Genomic DNA, 18,432 nt, shown 5'->3' with positions numbered 1-18,432 from the left:
GGACCCCTTTCGACCATGAGCAGACCCTTCAAGCAGATCCATCTCGCCGCCCACTTTCCCGGCGTCAACAACACCACGGTGTGGAGTGACCCGCAGGCGGGAAGCCACATCGAGTTCAGCTCGTTCGCGCACCTCGCGCGCACCGCCGAGCGGGCGAAGTTCGACTTCCTGTTCCTGGCCGAGGGACTGCGGCTGCGCGAGCAGAACGGCCTGATCTACGACCTGGACGTGGTCGGGCGCCCGGACACCTTCACCGTGCTCGCCGCCCTCGCGGCGGTCACCGAGCGACTCGGCCTCGCCGGGACCATCAACTCCACCTTCAACGAGCCGTACGAGGTCGCGCGACAGTTCGCCAGCCTCGACCACCTCTCCGGTGGCCGGGCCGCGTGGAACGTGGTCACCTCCTGGGACGCGTTCACCGGTGAGAACTTCCGCCGGGGCGGATTCCTGCCGCAGGAGCAGCGCTACCGACGGGCACGCAACTTCCTGCAGACCGCGGGGGAACTGTTCGACTCCTGGCACGGCGACGAGATCGTGGCCAACCAGGCCACCGGTGACTTCCTCGGCGAACCGGACGCGGGCGCGTTCGCCCACCACGATCCGGACTTCGACATCGCCGGTCGGTTCAACGTCCCGCGCAGCCCCCAGGGACGGCCGGTGATCCTCCAGGCCGGTGACTCCGAGGAGGGGCGGGAGTTCGCCGCGTCGTCGGCTGACGCGATCTTCAGCCGGTACGCCACCCTGACCGAGGGGCGGGCCTTCTACGCCGACGTCAAGGGCCGGCTCGCCCGGTACGGGCGTACCCACGACGAGTTGCTCATCCTGCCCGCGGCCACCTTCGTGCTCGGCGACACCGACGCCGAGGCCCGCGACCTCGCCCACCAGGTACGACTCCAGCAGGTCAGCGGCCAGACCGCGATCAAGTTCCTGGAACAGCTCTGGAATCGTGACCTGTCCGGCTACGACCCCGACGGGCCGCTGCCCGAGATCGACCCCGATCCCGGTGAGCACACCATCGCCCGAGGGCGCGCCAGCGTACGGATGTACCGCGACCCCGTCGCCACGGCCAGACAGTGGCGCGAGCGCGCCACCGCGGAGAAGCTCTCCATCCGTGAACTGATCATCGAGGTCACCGGGCGGCAGACGTTCACCGGAGCGCCCGCGACCGTCGCGGACGCCATCAACGACCTGGTTCAGGCCGATGCCAGCGACGGGTTCATCCTCGTACCGCACGTCACCCCGGGCGGACTCGACGGTTTCGCCGACACGGTCGTGCCGCTGCTGCAGGAGCGCGGCGTGTTCCGTACCGAGTACGAGGGCGAGACGCTGCGGGACCACCTCGGCCTGGGCGCGCCCCGCCGTACGGGTGAGGCGCTGCGGGTGGCGTCATGAAGTTCCTGGCGATCACCCTGATCGTGCACGCTCCGCACCCGGTGACCGGCGAGCAGAAGTCGACCGCCGACCGGTTCCGCGAAGTCGTGGACAACGCGGTGCTCGCCGAGCAGCTCGGGTTCGACGGCTTCGGTGTGGGGGAGCGGCACGAACGGCCGTTCATCTCCTCCTCGCCGCCGGTCGTCCTGAGCCACGTCGCCGCGCTCACCTCGACGATCCGCCTGTTCACGGCGGTCACCACGCTGAGCCTGCTCGACCCGGTCCGGGCGTACGAGGACTACGCCACGCTCGACCACCTCTCCGGCGGCCGGCTGGAGCTGATCATCGGCAAGGGCAACGGTGCAGCGCAGCGGGAGCTGTTCCACGTCACGCCCGACGACCAGTGGGACCGCAACGCCGAGGGCTACGAGCTGTTCCGCCGGATCTGGCGGGAGGACAGGGTCACCGCGTCCCCACGGTTCCGACCGGAGTTGGACCGGGCGGAGGTCTGGCCGCGCCCGTTGCAGCAACCGATCCGGGTCTGGCACGGCAGCGCGACCAGCAGGGAATCGGTCGAGCTTGCCGCCCGTTACGGCGACCCGCTGTTCTCGGCGAACGTCACCAACCCGATAGCACCGTACGCCGAACTGGTCCGCCACTACCGGCAGCGGTGGGCCGAGTACGGCCACGACCCGGCTGCTGCCGTGGTCGGGGCCGGCACCGCCGGCTACTACGCGACCCGCAGGTCCCAGGACGCCATCGCCGCCTACCGGCCGGTCTTCGAGGGCCAGCTCGCGTTCCAGCGGCGACTCGGGCTCGAACCGGTGTTCCACACGCTGGAGGACTACGTCGAACGCAGCTCGGCACTGATCGGCAGCCCGCAGCAGATCGTCGAGAAGGTCCACCGGTATCACGAGCAGCTCGGCCACACCGTCATGCATCTGCACGCCGACGCGGGCGGGCTGACCGACAGCCAGCACCGCGAGTCGCTGGAACTCTTCCAGTCCGACATCGCCCCGGCGCTGCGTCGGGACATCCCGGACCCGCCGTGGCCGTGGGGGCCGGTCCTCCCCGAGCCCGTTTCCGCCGTTCGAGAAGGGTGACGCCGATGGCCACCACTCCGTTGGCCGTGCTGGACCTGGTCCCGATCTCGTCGGGATCGACCGCCACGACCGCACTGCGCAACAGCATCGACCTCGCCCGGCAGACCGAGCGGTTCGGCTACGCCCGGTACTGGTTCGCGGAGCACCACCTCAATCCCGGGGTGGCCGGAACCTCGCCCGCGGTCCTGCTGGCGCTGACCGCGGCGGCGACCTCGACGATCCGGATCGGGTCAGGCGCGGTGCAGATGGGGCACCGGACCGCGCTGGCGACGGTCGAGGAGTTCGGCCTGGTCGACGCCTTGCACCCCGGACGCCTGGACCTCGGTCTCGGCCGGTCCGGTGGGCGCCCTCCCGAGCCGGCCCGGGAACCGGCACTCGTCGGCGGGACCGGTGTGGTCGACGGCCGGGCACCGAACGGGCTGCTGATCCCACCCAGGTTCTCTTTTGCCCACCTGCTCGGCTCGCCGCGCTTCGCCCTGCAGAAGGCGCTGCTGCAGTTGCCCGGTGCGCAGTCACAGGACTACACCGAGCAGGTCGCGGACATCCTCGACCTGCTGCGCGGCACGTACCGTTCGGCGGAGGGCGAACAGGCCCACGTCGTACCGGGTGAGGGCGCGCAGGTGCAGGTGTGGATCCTCGGCAGCAGCGGCGGCGAGAGCGCGAACGTGGCCGGTGCGAACGGTCTGCGCTTCGCCGCCAACTACCACGTCAGCCCCGGTACGGTGCTCGAAGCGGCCGAGGGCTACCGAGCCGCTTTCCGCCCGTCCTCCGAACTGGACCGTCCCTACCTCAGCGTCTCCGCCGACGTGGTCGTCGCCGAGGACGAGGCCACGGCCCGCGAGCTGGCCACGGGTTACGGGTTATGGGTACGCAGCATCCGGACCGCCGAGGGAGCGATCCCGTTCCCGACTCCCGCCCAGGCACGCGCCCACGAATGGACCGACGCCGACCGGGAGCTGGTGGCCGACCGGGTCGACACCCAGTTCGTCGGTACGCCGGGACAGGTAGCGGATCGACTGGAACAGTTGCGGGACGCGACCGGCGCCGATGAACTGGTGCTCACGACCGTCACGCACGACCACGACGACCGGGTGCGCTCGTACCGGTTGATCGCGCAGGAGTGGGAGCGCAGGCAGAACTGACCGGGGACCGGGGCGAGGAGGCAGTCATGGAGGGTTTCTGCGTCGTCAGGGATTCCGCGCCGGGTGCGGGCGCGTACGGGGCGATCGGGAGACTCGGATGAGTCTGGGACACGCGTTGGAACCGCGCGAGCTGCGCCGGGTCTTCTCGGCCTTCCCGAGCGGGGTGGTGGCGATCGCCGCCCTCGCCGGGGGTGCGCCGGTGGGCATCGTGGCGAGTTCGTTCACGTCGGTGTCGCTCGACCCGCCGATCGTGTCACTCTGCGTTGCGCACACCTCGACCACGTGGCCGGTCCTGGGAGCGGCCCCGCGTTTCGGGATCAGTGTGCTCAGTGCCGCGCAGGAGCAGGCCTGCCGGCAGTTGAGCAGCCGGGGCGTGGACCGGTTCGCCGAGTTGGGGTGGCGGGCGTCGGACCAGGGAGCCGTTTTCCTCGACGCCGCGAGCGCGTGGTTGGAGTGCACGCTGTTCGCACAGGTCACCGCCGGTGACCACGACATCATCCTGCTGCGCGTGCACGACCTCGACAGCGACCCGGAGATCTCGCCGCTGGTCTTCCACCACAGCCGGTTCCGCCGCCTCGAACTCTGAGCGGACCGGGCGTCGATCGGTCGGGATCGCTCGGCCGATCCCGACCGTACGAACGGGCACTTGACCGATCCGCTCGCGCAGTCCACTCTTCCTATCAAACAAGTAGGAATACTGTGGATTGGATGACGATGAGACGTCCCCCGTACACCCGGACCGGCCGGCTGGCCGCCATTGCGGTCCTCACCGCGGCGATGCTCGGCGCCACCGCCGCCTGCGGCGGTGACGACGGCGGGACCGGAGAGGGTGGTTCCTCCGGCCCGGTGACCCTCCGCCTCGGCTACTTCCCGAACATCACCCACGCTCCCGCCGTCGTCGGTGTGGAGAAGGGGATCTTCGCCGAGAAGCTGGGCAGCAACGTCAAGATCGAGACGTCGACCTTCAACGCCGGACCGGCCGCGATCGAGGCGATCTTCTCCGGCGCCCTGGACGCCACATACATCGGCCCGAACCCGACCGTGAACGCACACTCCAAGTCCAAGGGCGAGGCCGTACGCGTGATCTCCGGCGCGGCCTCGGGCGGGGTGGCGCTGGTGGTCAAGGCCGGCATCAACTCGGCCGAGGACCTGCGCGGCAAGAAGATCGCCACTCCCCAGCTCGGCAACACCCAGGACGTGGCGATCCGGTTCTGGCTCAAGGAGAAGGGCCTGAGCACCAACAAGGAGGGCGGCGGCGACGTCTCGATCGTGCCGCAGGAGAACGCGCAGACCGTCGAGACCTTCGGCAGCGGCGCGATCGACGGCGCCTGGGTGCCGGAGCCATTCGTGTCCCGCCTGGTCAACGCGGGTGGCAAGGTCCTGATCGATGAGCGCGACCTGTGGCCGGACAAGAAGTTCGTCATCACCAACCTCATCGTCAGCACCAAGTTTGCCAAGGCCCACCCGGACGTGGTGAAGCGTTTGGTCGAGGGACAGGTCGCGGCCAACGACTTCGTCAACACCAAGCCGGACGAGGCCCAGCAGGCGATCTCCGAGCACATCGGCAAGATCACCGGAAAGCCGCTCGACCTCAAGCTGATCAAGCAGGCCTGGCCGACCCTCGAGTTCCTCAACGACCCGATCGAATCGTCGCTGAAGACCGGACTGGACCACGCGGTCGCGGTCGGCCTCACCGACCCGGTCGACCTGAAGGGCCTCTACGACCTGTCCTACCTCAACGAGGTGCTCAAGGCACAGGGCAAAACCGAGGTTCCGCTGACATGACGTCCGTATCCACGGCACCGGACAGCGCGACCACCTCGGTCGCGCTGTCCGGCGTCAGCAAGGTGTACGGCCGGGGCGAGAACGCGGTTCTCGCGCTCGACCGGATCTCCCTGGACGTCGCGCCGGGTGAGTTCGTCTGTCTCGTCGGCGCCTCCGGCTGTGGCAAGAGCACACTGCTCAACCTGGTCGCCGGGCTCGACACCCCGAGCGGCGGCACGATCCGGGTCGGCGACGCCGCCGAGCCGGGGCCGGTATCCCCGGGTCGTCGGCCGGCGTCGTCCGGTCGGCTCCCGTCGCCCGGACTGATGTTCCAGGAGCCCGCCCTCTTTCCCTGGCTCACCGTGGCGGCCAACGTCGAACTGCCGCTGAAGCTGCGTGGCCTGTCCCGCGCCGAGCGGCGGGATCGGGTCGCCGAGCTGCTGGACACGGTGCACCTGGGCGACTTCGGTCGACGGCGGCCGCACGAACTGTCCGGCGGTATGCGTCAGCGGGTCGCGCTGGCCCGTACGTTGGCGCTCGACACCCCCGTCCTGCTGATGGACGAACCCTTCGGGGCGCTCGACGCGATGACCCGTGACCTGCTGCACGACGAGCTGGAACGGATCTGGACCGAGCGCCGGCTCACGGTCCTGTTCGTCACGCACAACGTACGAGAGGCCGCCCGGCTCGCCGACCGGATCGTGCTGCTCTCCAGCCGACCGGGCCGGATCATCTACGAGACCCGGGTGGCCACACCCCGTCCCCGCCGGATCGACTCCGCGGAGGTCGCGGCCGTCGCCGCCGAGGTCACGGACCGACTGCGTACGGAGGTGGGCCGACATGGCCGGTGACACCATCACCACCAGGCGGGAAGAGGCGGAGACCCTTTCCGGCCTCGACGCGCTGGAGATCGCCTCCCGGCAGAAGGTGGCCGGCGGAGCCCGGCTGTTCTGGGCGGCGACCTGGCCCAAGCTCGCCGCTGTCGGTCTCGCCATCGGCATCTGGCAGGTGGTCGTCTGGACCGGTTGGAAGGACCCGTGGGCACTGCCCGGCCCGGGGCCCGTCTTCACCGACCTCGGGCAGTACCTGCTCACCTCCGCGTTCTGGGACGGTCTGGCCACCACCGCCCGGCGAGCCGCGGTGGGCTTCCTCGCGGCCGTCGCGTTCGGACTCGTGCTCGGACTCGCGGTGGCCCGGAGCCGCATCCTGCGTGCCGCGCTCGGCTCGATGATCACCGCGCTGCAGACCATGCCGTCGATCGCCTGGTTCCCACTGGCGATCCTGCTGTTCCAGCTCAGCGAGCAGGCGATCTTCTTCGTGGTGGTGCTCGGCGCCGCGCCGTCGATCGCCAACGGCGTCATCCACGGCGTCGACTACGTCCCGCCGCTGCTGCTGCGCGCCGGCCGCAACATCGGTGCCAGGGGGTTGAACCTCTACTGGTACGTGATCGCGCCGGCCGCGCTACCGGCGATCGTCGCGGGACTCAAGCAGGGCTGGGCGTTCGCCTGGCGCAGCCTGATGGCCGGCGAGTTGCTGGTGGTGATCGCGACGAAGACCTCCATCGGGGCGCAACTCGTCTACGCCCGGGAACTCTCCGAGGCGGAGCGGCTGATCGCGATCATGATCGTGATCCTGGTGCTGGGTCTGTTCGTCGACGCGGCCTTCGGTGTGGTGGACCGGGCCATCCGGCGCCGCTGGGGCCTGCTGCAGTCACGACGCAGGTAACAACACGCTCCTGGGGAGGCAGCGGTCCATGTACGTCTCAGCCCGCAGCGACTACGCGATCCGCGCCATGCTGGCCATCGCGGCGGGAACCCGCGCCCACCCGACGTCGGGCGGGACGGGTGACGACCCCACCACCACCGCCGGTGAGATTGCCGCCGGTGGTGGTGGGCCGGTCAAGGCGGCCACGCTCGCCACCGCCCAGGAGATTCCGTTGAGTTTCCTGCACGGCATCCTGCACGACCTGCGCCGGGCCGGACTGTTGCTGAGTTACCGCGGGGTCGACGGCGGCTACCTGCTGGCCCGTCCGGCCGCCCAGATCAGCGTCGGTGACGTCCTGCGTGCGCTGAGCGGCTCGCTCACCACCGTACGCGGACTGCCGACCGAAGCCGCCGCCTACCACGGGGTGGCGACCGAACTCGGCAACGTCTGGCTCGCCGTACACAGCGCGATCGAGGACGTGGTGGACCGGACCAGCCTGGCCGACCTGCTCGCACCCCACCTGCACGCGCCCGAACCCGGTGCCGTCCACTGACCGGGTGGGAGGTGAGCGGTTGGGAACTGGCCCTCGCCGTTGTCCTCGGTACGCTCGCCGCCGCCATCGGTACGCCGACCGGAGTCTCCGGCGGCCTGCTCCTGCTACCGCTGCTGCTGACCGTCTTCGGGTTGGGCGGCACGGTCGCCAGCGCCACCAACCTGCTGTTCAACATCGTGTCCACACCGGTCGGGATCGCCCGCCAGCGGCGGTTCGACGCCCAGCTCACCCTGCTGCTGGTCGGATCGGCCGCCCCGGCCGCGGTCGTCGGTGCGCTGGTGAACGTCTTCCTGCTCGGTGACTCGGCGGCCTTCCGGGCGCTGGTGGCGGCCCTGCTCGGCGTGGTCGGGGTCAGCATCCTGGTGCCCCGCCCACGGTCGTCCGGCACGGCTCCGCTGACCGGGCGGGGTCGCTCGGTGATGCTGGTCGTGGGCGCCGCCAGCGGGCTGCTCGGCGGGTTCTACGGCCTGGGCGGAGCGGTCCTCGCCGCCCCCGCGACGCTGCTGCTCACCGGCTGGCCGGTGGTCCGGATCTCGGGTGCCGCACTGGTCGCCACGTTTGTCGTCTCGGTCACCGGACTGGCCACGTACGCCGGCCTGAGCCTCGCCGGACACACGGCGGTACAGACTCCACACTGGCCGCTCGGTCTCGCCCTCGGGGCCGGCGGTGTCATCGGCGGCTACTGGGCGTCCAGGTACGCCACCCGGGTGCCCGACCGGCTGCTCCGGACCGTACTCGCCGCCATGGTCGGGTTGGGTGCGCTCCGCCTCGTTCTGAGCTGAGGTTCCCGTACCGGTGACGTCCGGGACGGGCGTCCGGCGGTACCGGCGACGGTCGATGGGACGAGGATCGGGCGGATGGTGAATTGGGGCTTGCTATTCCTATCGATCAGATAGGAATATGGGCGCGTGCTCATCGAGGTTCATCTCACCTCCCGCCGGGTGGTCGACCTGATGCGGGTCGCCTCCGGGCTCTGTCGCCGCCGCGACCCGGTCACCTCCTGACCGACGTCCGGTCCCGACCGCGACGTCGCCCCGAGACCGTCGCAGGTGGTGCATCGCACCACTGATCCGACCAGCCGGCGTCCGATCGAGGTACGCCGGGTCGCGATCCCGCCCGGCAACAGCGCCGGCCAGGCGCGCACTGCCACTCGAACCAACCATTGCGGCTCCGTGGTGGAGCCGCCGTACCCCGAGGAAGACGATGAGCGACGAATCGCCACCCCGTCCGGCCCCGTCAACGTCCCCACCGACCGCACCCGAGAGCAGGCTCGCCCTGAACGAGGACTGGGCCGCGACCATCCTGGGGCTGGTGCTGCTGGTCCTGGTCCTGGTCGGCGTGATCCCCACCGGGCTGGTGCCCTGATGACCGCCGACGCGACCCGGGCCCCGAGCGGGGCCCCCGACACCGACGCCGTGACGGCGACGGAAACCACGAGCACGCCACCCCCCACCTCGGCGGCGCCTGCGCAGCCGAGCGAGCCGACCGACGGTGGCACCACGTCGGTCCGGTCCGGCACGTTCTGGGCGTGGACCGCACTGGGATTGCTCGTGGTCCTCGGGCTGGCCGCGCTGACCCGGTATCTCGAGCAGAACGTGCCGGTCTTCTTCGAGGACACCGCGCTGGAGGACATCGCCGGTGCGATCGAGTACCCGGTGTACGCGATCCTGCTCGGCCTGCTCGGCAACGTACTGCTCACGCTGCTCGGGTTGCGGGACCGGATCGCCGCCGCGTTCCGTACCGAGTTCTTCATCAAGACCGGGCTGGTGCTGCTCGGCGCCTCGATCAACCTCTCCGTCATCGCCAGCGCAGCCGGCCCCGCGATCGCGCAGGCGATCCTGCTGATCAGCGGCGTCTTCCTGTTCACCTGGTGGTTGGCAGGCAGGTTCGGGCTGGACGACAAGCTGCGTGCGCTGCTCGCCGCTGCGGTGTCGATCTGCGGGGTCAGCGCGGCCATCGCCGCCGCCGGCGCGGTCCGGGCCCGGCGGGAGCAACTGGCGTACACCGCGAGCCTGGTCATCCTCTTCGCACTGCCGTCGATCTTCATCCTGCCGTGGCTCGCCGACGTGCTCGGACTCGAGGACGCGGTTGCCGGAGCCTGGATCGGTGGCAACATCGACACCACCGCGGCGGTCACCGCCGCCGGCGCGCTCGCGGGTGAGGAGGCGTTGCAGATCGCCTCCATCGTCAAGGTCACCCAGAACGCGCTGATGGGCGTCGTCGCCGTGGCACTCACCGCCTACTTCACCCTCCGGGTCGAGCGTCAGCCGGGGGCGTCCCGCCCCGGGCTCGGTGAGCTCTGGCGGCGGTTCCCCAAGTTCGTACTCGGGTTCGTCGCCGCGTCGGTCATCGCCACCTGGTACCTCGACGGTGCCGGCGCGGACGGCAAGGCGGTCATCGGTGTCGTCAACGACCTGCGGGTCTGGTTCCTGATCCTGGCATTCGTCAGCATCGGCCTGGAGTTCCGGGTCGCGACGCTGCGGGAGGCCGGTTGGCGGCCGATCGCCGTGTTCGCCAGCGCCACCGTGTTCAACCTGCTGCTGGCGCTGGGACTGGCGTCCCTGCTGTTTCGGGGCTTCAACGGCTGAGTGGGCACGGGGCCCGTCGGCCCACCTACGGGCCCGGCGATCGGAGTGGGCCGATCGCCGGGCCGCGCCGTACCCGATGGGACGGGTGACCGACGACGGCGGCCTCAGTCGGCGGCGCGGTCCAGGGCGAGTTGCTGGTCACGGTCGGGGATGCCGGCGTCCGGGTCGTCGCCGGGTTGCTCTGGCTGGGCGGCCGGATCCGGGACCAGGTCGAGCGGGTGGGCCAGTTCGTCGCGGGGCATCCTCGCCAGGACGATCGCCAGTACGGCGATCACTGCGGGCAGCAGGCCGGCGATGGCGAAGGTGCTGCGCAGGCCGAGAGCGGCGCTCACCGGCCCGGCGATCGCCATGGAGAGTGGCATGAAGATCAGCGAGACGAAGAAGTCCAGGCTGGAGACCCGACCGAGCATGTGCGGTGGCACCCGACGCTGCAGCAGGGTGCCCCAGATGACCATCGGTGCGGAGAAGCAGATGCCCACCACGAACAGGGCCACCGCGATCAGCCACGCGTCGGTGGCGAAGCCGACCAGGGCCAGGGGCAGGCAGCCCAGCCCCCAGAACAGGTTCATGATGGTCAGGTAGCGCCGGGGCATCCGCAACGCGGCCATCCCCAGCGCCCCGATCGCTCCACCGACCCCGAACGCACCCAGGACCAGGGCGTGCGCGCCGGGGCCGCCACCGGCCCGGTCCTTGATGGCGAACGGGACCAGGACCTCGATCGGACCCATGATCAGCAGGATCAGCACCGACGCGTACAGCAGGGTGGCGAGCAGCCACGGTGTCCGTGCCATGTAGACCAAGCCGTCGCGCAGGTCGACCAGGGTGCCCCGGACCGGATGCTCGGTGCCGGTCCCGCGATCGCCGCGCAGCGGCACCGGTCGCAGGGCCAGGAGGAACGCGACACCGACCGCCTCCAGCAGGGTCACCACCAGCAGTGCGGCGCCGGGGGACCAGGCGGCGATCAACGTGCTGGCCACCGCCGGTCCGGCCGCCTGCATGATCGTCGGCCGGAGCATGCCCTCGACGCCGTTGGCCGCCATCAGGTCGCCGGTCGGCAGGATCGAGGGAAGCAGCGCGGAGTACGCCGGATAGGTGAAGCCGTTTCCGGCGCCGATCAGCAGCGACACGGCAGCCAGGTGCCACAGGTCCAGAAGTTCGGTGAGGGCCAGCGCGGTGACCAGCGCGACGGCCAGCGTACGGGTGGCGGCCACGGCGAGCAGGATCCGGCGCTGCGGGATCCGGTCGGCCAGTACGCCGCCCAGCAGCGCGGTGACCAGCATGCCACCGGCCATCGCGGCGGAGACGAAGGACAGCTCCGAGGGGCCGCCACCCATCGCGATCACCTGCCACACGATGGCGATGATCCAGACCCCGGAGGCGAAGAGCGACATCGTCAGTGAGCCGGCCAGCAAACGGTACTGGCTGCTGCGGAACGGGCGCAGGGGGCCGCGTAGTAAGCCAGGTCCGGTCGTCCCGGTGCTAACGGTCACCACTCTTCCCTCCGTACGCGCGGTCGTCTGTCGCCATCGTGCCGGAAGGGGCCGACCAAACCGTGCTCATTGCGCATGCGGAGAGCGTGCAACCTCAATCGTCGTTGAGGTCAAGGGCGGTCAGCTGTCATGCCGGCGCGGCCCCCGCCCAGACAGGCAGAGGCCGCGCATTCGACAATATGGGGGACTATCAGCCCCTTTGGGGCAGGTTGTACGGATTGCGTCGCTCGGGGTGCTGTGGTCCTCGGGGGCGCCGCCGAACTAGGCCTGGCGGCTCTTCCACCGCGGGTTGGCCCGATTGAGCACGATGACCCGGCCACGACGGCGAACCACCACCGAGCCCGGCCGCTGCTTCAGGGACCGTAGCGAACTGCGAACCTTCATGACTGCCTCCATCCGGTTCCGGAACCGACCGGTTCGGCCGGTCCGCCTTCAACAACGCCCCCGGCACTGTCAGGATTCCCTGGTGAGCAAGGGTGGACCGGGCGTGGGAGCGATGGGGCGGGTGGGTGATTTGTCGGATTCTGGCGCACCGGTGCCGGGCACGGCGGGACGGGACGACCGATGACCGACACCCCGTCGTCACGGATGCGTGGGCGGACCGTACGCACCCGTGAGATCACCGCGCCGCTGCGGATCTTCATCCGTACCGAGGCGGGCAGCGCCGGTGTGCTCGTCGCGGCCATCATCGCGGCACTGGTCTGGGCGAACGTGGGTCCGCACTCGTACGAGGCGGTCTGGGGCACCCAGTTCGAGATCCGGCTCGGCGAATTCGGCACCGTCCACGAGCTGCGTACCTGGGTGAACAGCGGACTGATGACGCTGTTCTTCCTGGTCGTGGGGCTGGAGGCACGCCGGGAGTTCGACCTCGGCGACCTGCGCGACCGGCGGCGGTTCGTCCTGCCGTTCACCGCCGGTGTGGCGGGCATGCTGCTCCCGGTGCTGATCTTCCTGCTCGTCAACCGGGGCGGCTCCGGCGCGCACGGCTGGGGAGTGGCGATGTCGACCGACACCGCGCTCGCCCTCGGACTGCTCGCGCTGCTCGGACGGGGCGTACCGGACCAGGCGCGGGTCTTCCTGCTCACCGTCCTGGTGGTGGACGACCTGGTCGCGCTGGTGGTGATCGCGGTCGTGTACAGCGACGACATCAAGCTGATGCCGATCATCATCGCGATCGCGATCTTCGGCGTACTGCTCGGTCTGCGTGCGCTGGGCCTGCGGCGCGGTGTCGTCTACGCGCCCTTCTGCATCGCCCTGTGGGCCGCGCTGCTGGCCAGCGGCGTGGATCCGGTGGTGGCCGGGCTCGCCATCGGCCTGACCGCGACCGCGTACGTGCCGCCACGCGGCGCCCTGGAACGGGCCACCGGGCTGTTCAAGCTCTTCCGGGAACAGCCGACCGCGGAACTCGCCCGCTCCGCCACCCTCGGGCTGACCCAGACGCTCTCCCCGAACGACCGGCTGCAACGCATGTACCACCCGTGGACGAGCTACCTCATCGTCCCGCTGTTCGGGCTGGTGAACGCGGGCATCGCCATCGACGGCGACTTTCTCGCCCGCGCCTTCACCTCCCCGGTGACGCTCGGCATCCTGCTCGGGTACGTCATCGGCAAGCCGGTCGCCATCCTCGGCGTCTCCTGGCTGCTGACCCGGCTGACCGGCGGCCGGGTCCGTCCCACGGTCGGCTGGGCGGCGGTCCTCGGCACCGGCACCATCGCCGGCATCGGCTTCACCGTCTCGCTGCTGATCGCCACCCTGGCCTTCGAAGAACCGCAACTCGCCGAGGCGAAGATCGGCGTACTGGCCACAGCGGTCGTCGGGTCGGTCCTCACCTGGGCCGTGTACCGGGTCACCAACTCGCTGCCGAAGCCCCGCCGGGCCCGTGCGCTGCTCGGCGACACCGAACAACTCGTCGACCTCATCCCGCCCGTCGACCCGGAGCGGGACCACGTACGCGGGCCGGCGGACGCCTCGGTCACCGTGGTCGAGTACGGCGACTTCCAGTGCCCGTACTGCGGGCAGGCCGAACCGGTGGTACGCGAACTGCTCACCGACGCCGATCTCCGCTACGTCTGGCGCCACCTGCCGCTGACCGACGTACACCCGCAGGCGCAACTGGCGGCGGAGGCAGCCGAGGCGGCGGCGGCCCAGGGCGCCTTCTGGCAGATGCACGACCTGCTCCTCGACCACCAGGACAAGCTTCAGATGAACGACCTGCTCGGGTACGCCGACCAACTCGGCCTCGACCGGGAGCGGTTCCGCAGCGACCTGGTGGAGCACGAGCACGCCGGCCGGGTGGCCCGGCACCTCGAGTCGGCCGACCTCAGCGACGTCTCGGGCACGCCCACCTTCTTCATCAACGAACAGCGCCACTACGGGGCGTACGACATCTCGACCCTGACCACGGCGATCAGGACCGCCCGTGCCCGCGCCCGGATCGGTGCCCGCCCGAACTGAGCCCGCGGGGTGTCCGGGTCTTCTCCCGCGATGGTTGTCCTCGTGGAGCGGCCCGGGTCACGGCCCGGTGTGGATCAACGGTGCCCACAGTTCGGGCCGGTCGGGCTGCTCCTCCCGGACCCGTGCCACCGCCCGGTCGAGCGCGTACGCGGCGCCGCTCGCGTCCGGTTCACCCCCGGCCGTGAGGTGGCCGTACACCGCCTCGGCGACCTGGGCCGCCACCCGGTCCGAGACCGCCCACTGGCTGCCGATCACATGCCGGTACCCGGCGAGTTGCAGCGCGGCCGTCAGGTGGATCGCCTCGTCGGGCAGGTCCCGGCCGCCGGCGGCGGTCCGGCAGGCCGACAGGTAGGCCAGGTCCGCGCCGGTCGTCGCCCCCGCACCGGAACGCCCGGCCAGGGCGGGGCTGGACGACAGGTCCAACACGCTGAGCCGACCGTCGCTCAGGTGCAGCGCGCTGGCACTGGGATGGTCGAAGTCCTGCCGGGCATGACAGGCGAAGTGTGCCCAACTGTGCTGGCCGAGCGCGGCGAGGACCGCCGAGGTGGTCGCCCCCGGCCCACTGAGCAGCCGTACGCCGGGCAGGTTTGCGCCGACTGCGCGGAGTTCGTCGGCGACCGCCGGCAGCGGCGCCTGACCCGGCGTCTGGGCCAGGCCGACCGCGAACACCCGGGGTGGTCGGGCCGGTGCAGGCCCGGACCGGGCCCGCAGCAACGCACCCAGACCCGACGTGTACGAGGAGACCACCCGCCCCGTCACCGTCGGCCGGCGCCGATCGCGCAGTGCCCTGCCCGCGCCGTACCGCCCTGCGGCGTGCAGGGGCAGCATGGTCAACGGTCCGGTCGGGCACCACCACACCCGGCGCCGACCGGTGGACCCGTCCACCCGGGCCGGGCCGATCCCGGTGGACCCCGTCGGCACCGGGCCGAGGATCTCGTCCAGCGCCGCGCAGATCGGCTCGGCCATCGTGTCCCACAGCCACCGCTGGATCGAGATCAGGGTCTGCCGCAGGTGCGTGCGCGCCAACGCCCCGCCGCCGGACTCGGCCTCCCGCTGCGCCGCCAGGAGCGCGCCGGCCCGGCTCTGGGCGGTGTCGTGGTCCAGCCACGGCAACGGGACCGGGTACACCTCGGTGGGCGTGACCACCAGCGCGTCGCTGCGCCACCGGCTGGTGCTGACCATGATCACGGGCCCGTGGTCGGCGGCCCGCCGCAGCGAGTCGAACCTCGGCGCGGCAAGGAACTCCTCGAAGCCCGGCTGGCCGCGGGCCTCGGCGAGCAACCGCTCCCAGCGTTCGGCCAACCGGCGCACACGGTCGGCCTCGGCGACAGCCGGTGCACCGGCACCGCCACCGGCCGCCATCGTCAGAAACTCGAACCTGGTCGCCGGATCGCCGGCCCCCGGCATGCCGGTCGACCAGTCCGCGCCCTCGCCGTCCAGTGCCCGGCGGGTCTCGTCGAGCCGCGCGGCGAGTTCCGGCGCCGCCGCCGCCAGCGCGGACAGGTCGCTGCGGGTCTGTACCGCCTGGGACCAGAGCACCTGACGCCCGTGCTCCAGCAACTCCACCGCCCGGCGCGGCTGACCGGCGGTGAGCGCCCACGCCGCCGCGTCCGCACCCAGCCCGGCCGTCTTCGCGAGCCGCTGCTCCTGCACGGAGCGGTCCAGCCCGCGCCAGGCGAGCACCGGCAGCAGTCCCACCGCGACCGAGTACGCCTCCAGTGCCAGCTCGGCGTTACCGACCTCGGTGGCGGCGGCTGCCCAGGCGGTCGCGGCGCCCATCTTCACCTCGATCGGCCCGATTCTCGACCCGACCGCCGCCCGCCACAGACCGACCGCGGAGTCCAGGTCCTCCGCCGCCCCGGTGAACATGCTCCGGACCCGGTACGCCGTGGCCAGTACGCCCAGCGCCCGGGCCCGGTCCGGGTTGCCCGGAGACAGTCCGGACAGTGCGACCCGTCCGATCCGGACCGCCTCCTCCACACCGGCCGGGTCCCGGCTGAGCCGGGCCTGGACCAGCACCATGTTCGCCAGGTTGGAACGGTGGATGGCGAGCCTCGGGTCGTCGTGGGAGGACCCCTCGACCGCCTGCCGGGCGGCCTGCACCGCCGCATCGGCATGGGCTCCGGAGTCACCCTGGAGGAGGTGCCCGAACAGCACCACCGCGTGGTTGGCCAGGAACTGCGACCTCAGCTGCGGGTACGTCGGCAGCATCGTGATCACCTCACGGCTGGTCCGGGTGGCCTCCTCCAGATCGGCCAACGGACCACCCCGCATGTGCCGCTGCCAGAGGGCGTACGAGAGGTTGGCCTTGACGAGCATCCGCTCGACGTGGTCGGCGGGCATCCCGGACAGGACGAGCCGGCACAGGTCGACCGCCTCGTCGACGTCCGCCATCCGCCCCAGTGCGACGAACCTGGCGATCAGGCAGAGCGTCAGCATGCTCTGGCTGACGAACAGACCGATCGGCTCGTCGACCGTGGAAACCGCCTCCCTGATCAGCCGTACCGCCGTGTCCAGGTCGGCGAGCTGGCCGAACCGGCCGTACCGCAGGCGATGCGCGTACCCGAGGTTCCGCAGTGCTCCAGCCCGGTCCGGGTGGTCCGGCCCGGTGTTGGTGAGGGCCGTCGTCGCGGCAACGATCGCCTCCTCCAGGTCCGTGCGCTGTCCGGTCGCCTCGTACCGCTGGCACAGCGTCCAGCAGAGCTGGGACAGGGTCAGCGGGGCGAGCGGGCTGTCCGGCGACACCAGGTCGACGGCAGCCCGTGCCAGTTCGACGGCCTGGTCCAGGGAGGCCCCGGGGGCGGACTCCCGGACTTGCAGCACGATCACCTCGCAGAGCGTCACCAGCGCGTACGGACGCTCGGGGGCGTTGCCGGGCACCTGCCGCAGCAGTTCCTCGGCCCGTGCGATGGCGGTGAGGTCCCGCTGCTCCCGGTAGCGGTCGAGCAACTCGATCGCCCGGGTGACGGGATCGTCGCGTTCCTCGGACACGGGCACCCGACCAGTAGATTGAACGGTGCGTGTTACCGTCAAGACCCTTCGTCGAGGGAGTCTCTACAGTGGATCGTTCGCTCGCGTCTTCCGAGCGGCTGGCCCTGGCCTACCTCTGCACCCAGCTTCCGGCCATCCGGGACCTCGCCGAGGCGGGCTCGTGGTCCGAAGATCTCGAGTGGTCGATCGACAAGGTGCGCGACGGCGGATCCGCGCTCGCCGCCTGCCGCGAACTCCGTCTGCCCCACGGTGGACCGGACCCTACCGAGGAAACCCGCCGTTCGGGGGCGGCCGGACCGCCCGGCAGTACGGGTGCCCGGCTCGTCGGGCTCCCCGACGTGGTCCTGACCGGGCAGTACCGCTGCCCCTCCGGCCGCTGCGCCCGCCGCGGCCAACGCGACGACCGGGGCCGCACACCGGTCTGTGAACTGTCCGGCGTCACCATGCTGTTCCACGCCGACCCGTGATCGAGATCCTGCTGGGCGAGGTCGGCCGCCGCCTGTCCGACCGGTGGCTGATCCGGGCGGTCGGCCCGGGGCTGCTCTGGTGTGCGGTGGCGGCACTCGGCCTGTTCCTCGGCCACCGCCACCCGTTCGGGTTCGACGACGCGCTCTACCGGGCCGAGTCCGGCATCGACGAGCTGCTCGATCGCCCGACCCTGGCCGTGCTGAGCGCGGTGCTGGCCGTACTCGTCGCGACCGTGGTCGGTCTGGTCGCGCGGGCCGTCGGCGCGCTGGTCCGGGCCGGCTGGCTCGGGCAGTGGCGCGGGCCCCTGCGCGGCGCTGCGGCCAGGCTGGCCGCGCGCCGCCGGCAACGCGTCCTGACCCGGCTCGGCGCGGACCGGACCACCCTGCCGGCCGCGTACCTGCCGGAGCGGCCCACCTGGATCGGGGACCGGGTACGGCTGGCCGACGTCCGGGTGGGTGCGCAGTACGGCTTGCGTCTGGGACTGATCTGGCCCCGGCTGTGGGTGCTGCTCGACACCGAGGCCCGTGCCCTGGTCCACGACGCGCGGGACCGGTTCGAGCAGGCCGGCACGCTCGTCGGCTGGGCGGTGCTGTACGCCGCGCTGGCGACCGTGTGGTGGCCCGCGCTCCCGGTCGCCGTCGTCGTCGCCACCTACGGCTGGTGGCGGGGTAGGCAGGGCGCCGGGCTGTTCGCGGACACCGTGGAGTCGATGGTGGATCTGCACCACCGGCGGCTGGCCGAGGCGCTGGGGCACCCCACCGAGCCCGGCCGGCCGCTCGCGTTCGCCACCGCCGATGTCATCAA

General features: G+C 71.2%; 16 protein-coding genes. 13 read left to right on the top strand and 3 right to left on the bottom strand.

Translation table 11 applies throughout. The features are described from left to right. The first annotated feature begins 15 nt into the window (after nt 1-15). From ACWEFB_RS29445 to ACWEFB_RS29395, 11 genes are all read left to right on the top strand, one after another. Nucleotides 16-1,392, top strand: coding sequence for an NtaA/DmoA family FMN-dependent monooxygenase (locus ACWEFB_RS29445; RefSeq protein WP_452290615.1), 1,377 nt, complete (start codon nt 16-18; stop codon nt 1,390-1,392). After that, nucleotides 1,389-2,474, top strand: coding sequence for an LLM class flavin-dependent oxidoreductase (locus ACWEFB_RS29440; RefSeq protein WP_452290613.1), 1,086 nt, complete (start codon nt 1,389-1,391; stop codon nt 2,472-2,474). The genes ACWEFB_RS29445 and ACWEFB_RS29440 overlap by 4 nt, the downstream gene beginning before the upstream one ends. Before the next feature lie 5 nt (nt 2,475-2,479). Continuing rightward, the gene (locus tag ACWEFB_RS29435) at nt 2,480-3,616 is read left to right on the top strand and encodes an LLM class flavin-dependent oxidoreductase (RefSeq protein WP_452290611.1); all 1,137 of its coding nucleotides are present in this window, start codon (nt 2,480-2,482) and stop codon (nt 3,614-3,616) included. 97 nt (nt 3,617-3,713) lie between these two features. Beyond that, entirely contained in the window at nt 3,714-4,202 is a 489-nt protein-coding gene (locus ACWEFB_RS29430) for a flavin reductase family protein (protein WP_452290609.1), read from the top strand. Nucleotides 4,203-4,330: 128 nt separating this feature from the next. Next, nucleotides 4,331-5,401, top strand: coding sequence for an ABC transporter substrate-binding protein (locus tag ACWEFB_RS29425; protein ID WP_452290651.1), 1,071 nt, complete (start codon nt 4,331-4,333; stop codon nt 5,399-5,401). Continuing rightward, entirely contained in the window at nt 5,398-6,231 is an 834-nt protein-coding gene (locus tag ACWEFB_RS29420; protein WP_452290607.1) for an ABC transporter ATP-binding protein, read from the top strand. Before ACWEFB_RS29425 ends, ACWEFB_RS29420 begins: the two co-directional genes overlap by 4 nt. Beyond that, a complete protein-coding gene (locus ACWEFB_RS29415; protein WP_326558163.1) occupies nt 6,221-7,105 on the top strand; it encodes an ABC transporter permease in 885 nt (294 codons plus the stop codon). Before ACWEFB_RS29420 ends, ACWEFB_RS29415 begins: the two co-directional genes overlap by 11 nt. 28 nt (nt 7,106-7,133) lie before the next feature. Next, nucleotides 7,134-7,637 (top strand): RrF2 family transcriptional regulator, encoded by a 504-nt coding sequence (locus tag ACWEFB_RS29410; protein ID WP_452290605.1) that lies wholly within the window; start codon nt 7,134-7,136, stop codon nt 7,635-7,637. A gap of 11 nt (nt 7,638-7,648) precedes the next feature. After that, nucleotides 7,649-8,419: a sulfite exporter TauE/SafE family protein gene (locus ACWEFB_RS29405; RefSeq protein WP_452290603.1), complete on the top strand. Its 771-nt coding sequence runs from the start codon at nt 7,649-7,651 to the stop codon at nt 8,417-8,419. 421 nt (nt 8,420-8,840) lie between these two features. Then, nucleotides 8,841-9,002: a hypothetical protein gene (locus ACWEFB_RS29400; protein ID WP_326558166.1), complete on the top strand. Its 162-nt coding sequence runs from the start codon at nt 8,841-8,843 to the stop codon at nt 9,000-9,002. Further along, nucleotides 9,002-10,225, top strand: a complete 1,224-nt coding sequence (locus ACWEFB_RS29395; protein ID WP_452290600.1) for a YeiH family protein — start codon at nt 9,002-9,004, stop codon at nt 10,223-10,225. The genes ACWEFB_RS29400 and ACWEFB_RS29395 overlap by 1 nt, the downstream gene beginning before the upstream one ends. 104 nt (nt 10,226-10,329) lie before the next feature. Here the strand turns inward: ACWEFB_RS29395 and ACWEFB_RS29390 are convergent, their stop codons facing one another. Both ACWEFB_RS29390 and ACWEFB_RS29385 read right to left on the bottom strand, forming a co-directional pair. Further along, complete coding sequence (locus tag ACWEFB_RS29390) at nt 10,330-11,715, bottom strand: MFS transporter (protein WP_452290598.1); 1,386 nt, start codon at nt 11,713-11,715, stop codon at nt 10,330-10,332. Between the two features lie 261 nt (nt 11,716-11,976). Further along, on the bottom strand, nt 11,977-12,099 hold the full coding sequence (locus ACWEFB_RS29385; protein WP_326558172.1) for a 50S ribosomal protein L36: 123 nt from the start codon (nt 12,097-12,099) through the stop codon (nt 11,977-11,979). 180 nt (nt 12,100-12,279) lie between these two features. Here ACWEFB_RS29385 and nhaA point away from each other — a divergent pair, with 180 nt between their 5' ends. Next, nucleotides 12,280-14,169: a Na+/H+ antiporter NhaA gene (nhaA, locus tag ACWEFB_RS29380; RefSeq protein ID WP_452290595.1), complete on the top strand. Its 1,890-nt coding sequence runs from the start codon at nt 12,280-12,282 to the stop codon at nt 14,167-14,169. A 57-nt stretch (nt 14,170-14,226) separates the two neighbouring features. On the opposite strand, the gene ACWEFB_RS29375 is transcribed toward nhaA, so the two are convergent. Beyond that, the gene (locus ACWEFB_RS29375; RefSeq protein ID WP_452290593.1) at nt 14,227-17,166 is read right to left on the bottom strand and encodes a CHAT domain-containing protein; all 2,940 of its coding nucleotides are present in this window, start codon (nt 17,164-17,166) and stop codon (nt 14,227-14,229) included. Between the two features lie 62 nt (nt 17,167-17,228). Between ACWEFB_RS29375 and ACWEFB_RS29370 the strand changes: the two genes are divergently transcribed. After that, nucleotides 17,229-17,627 (top strand): hypothetical protein, encoded by a 399-nt coding sequence (locus ACWEFB_RS29370; RefSeq protein WP_452290591.1) that lies wholly within the window; start codon nt 17,229-17,231, stop codon nt 17,625-17,627. Nucleotides 17,628-18,432 lie beyond the last annotated feature (805 nt).

It is taken from the genome of Micromonospora sp. NPDC004704 (genome assembly GCF_053601675.1).
This window is presented reverse-complemented; position numbering and strand designations above follow the sequence as displayed.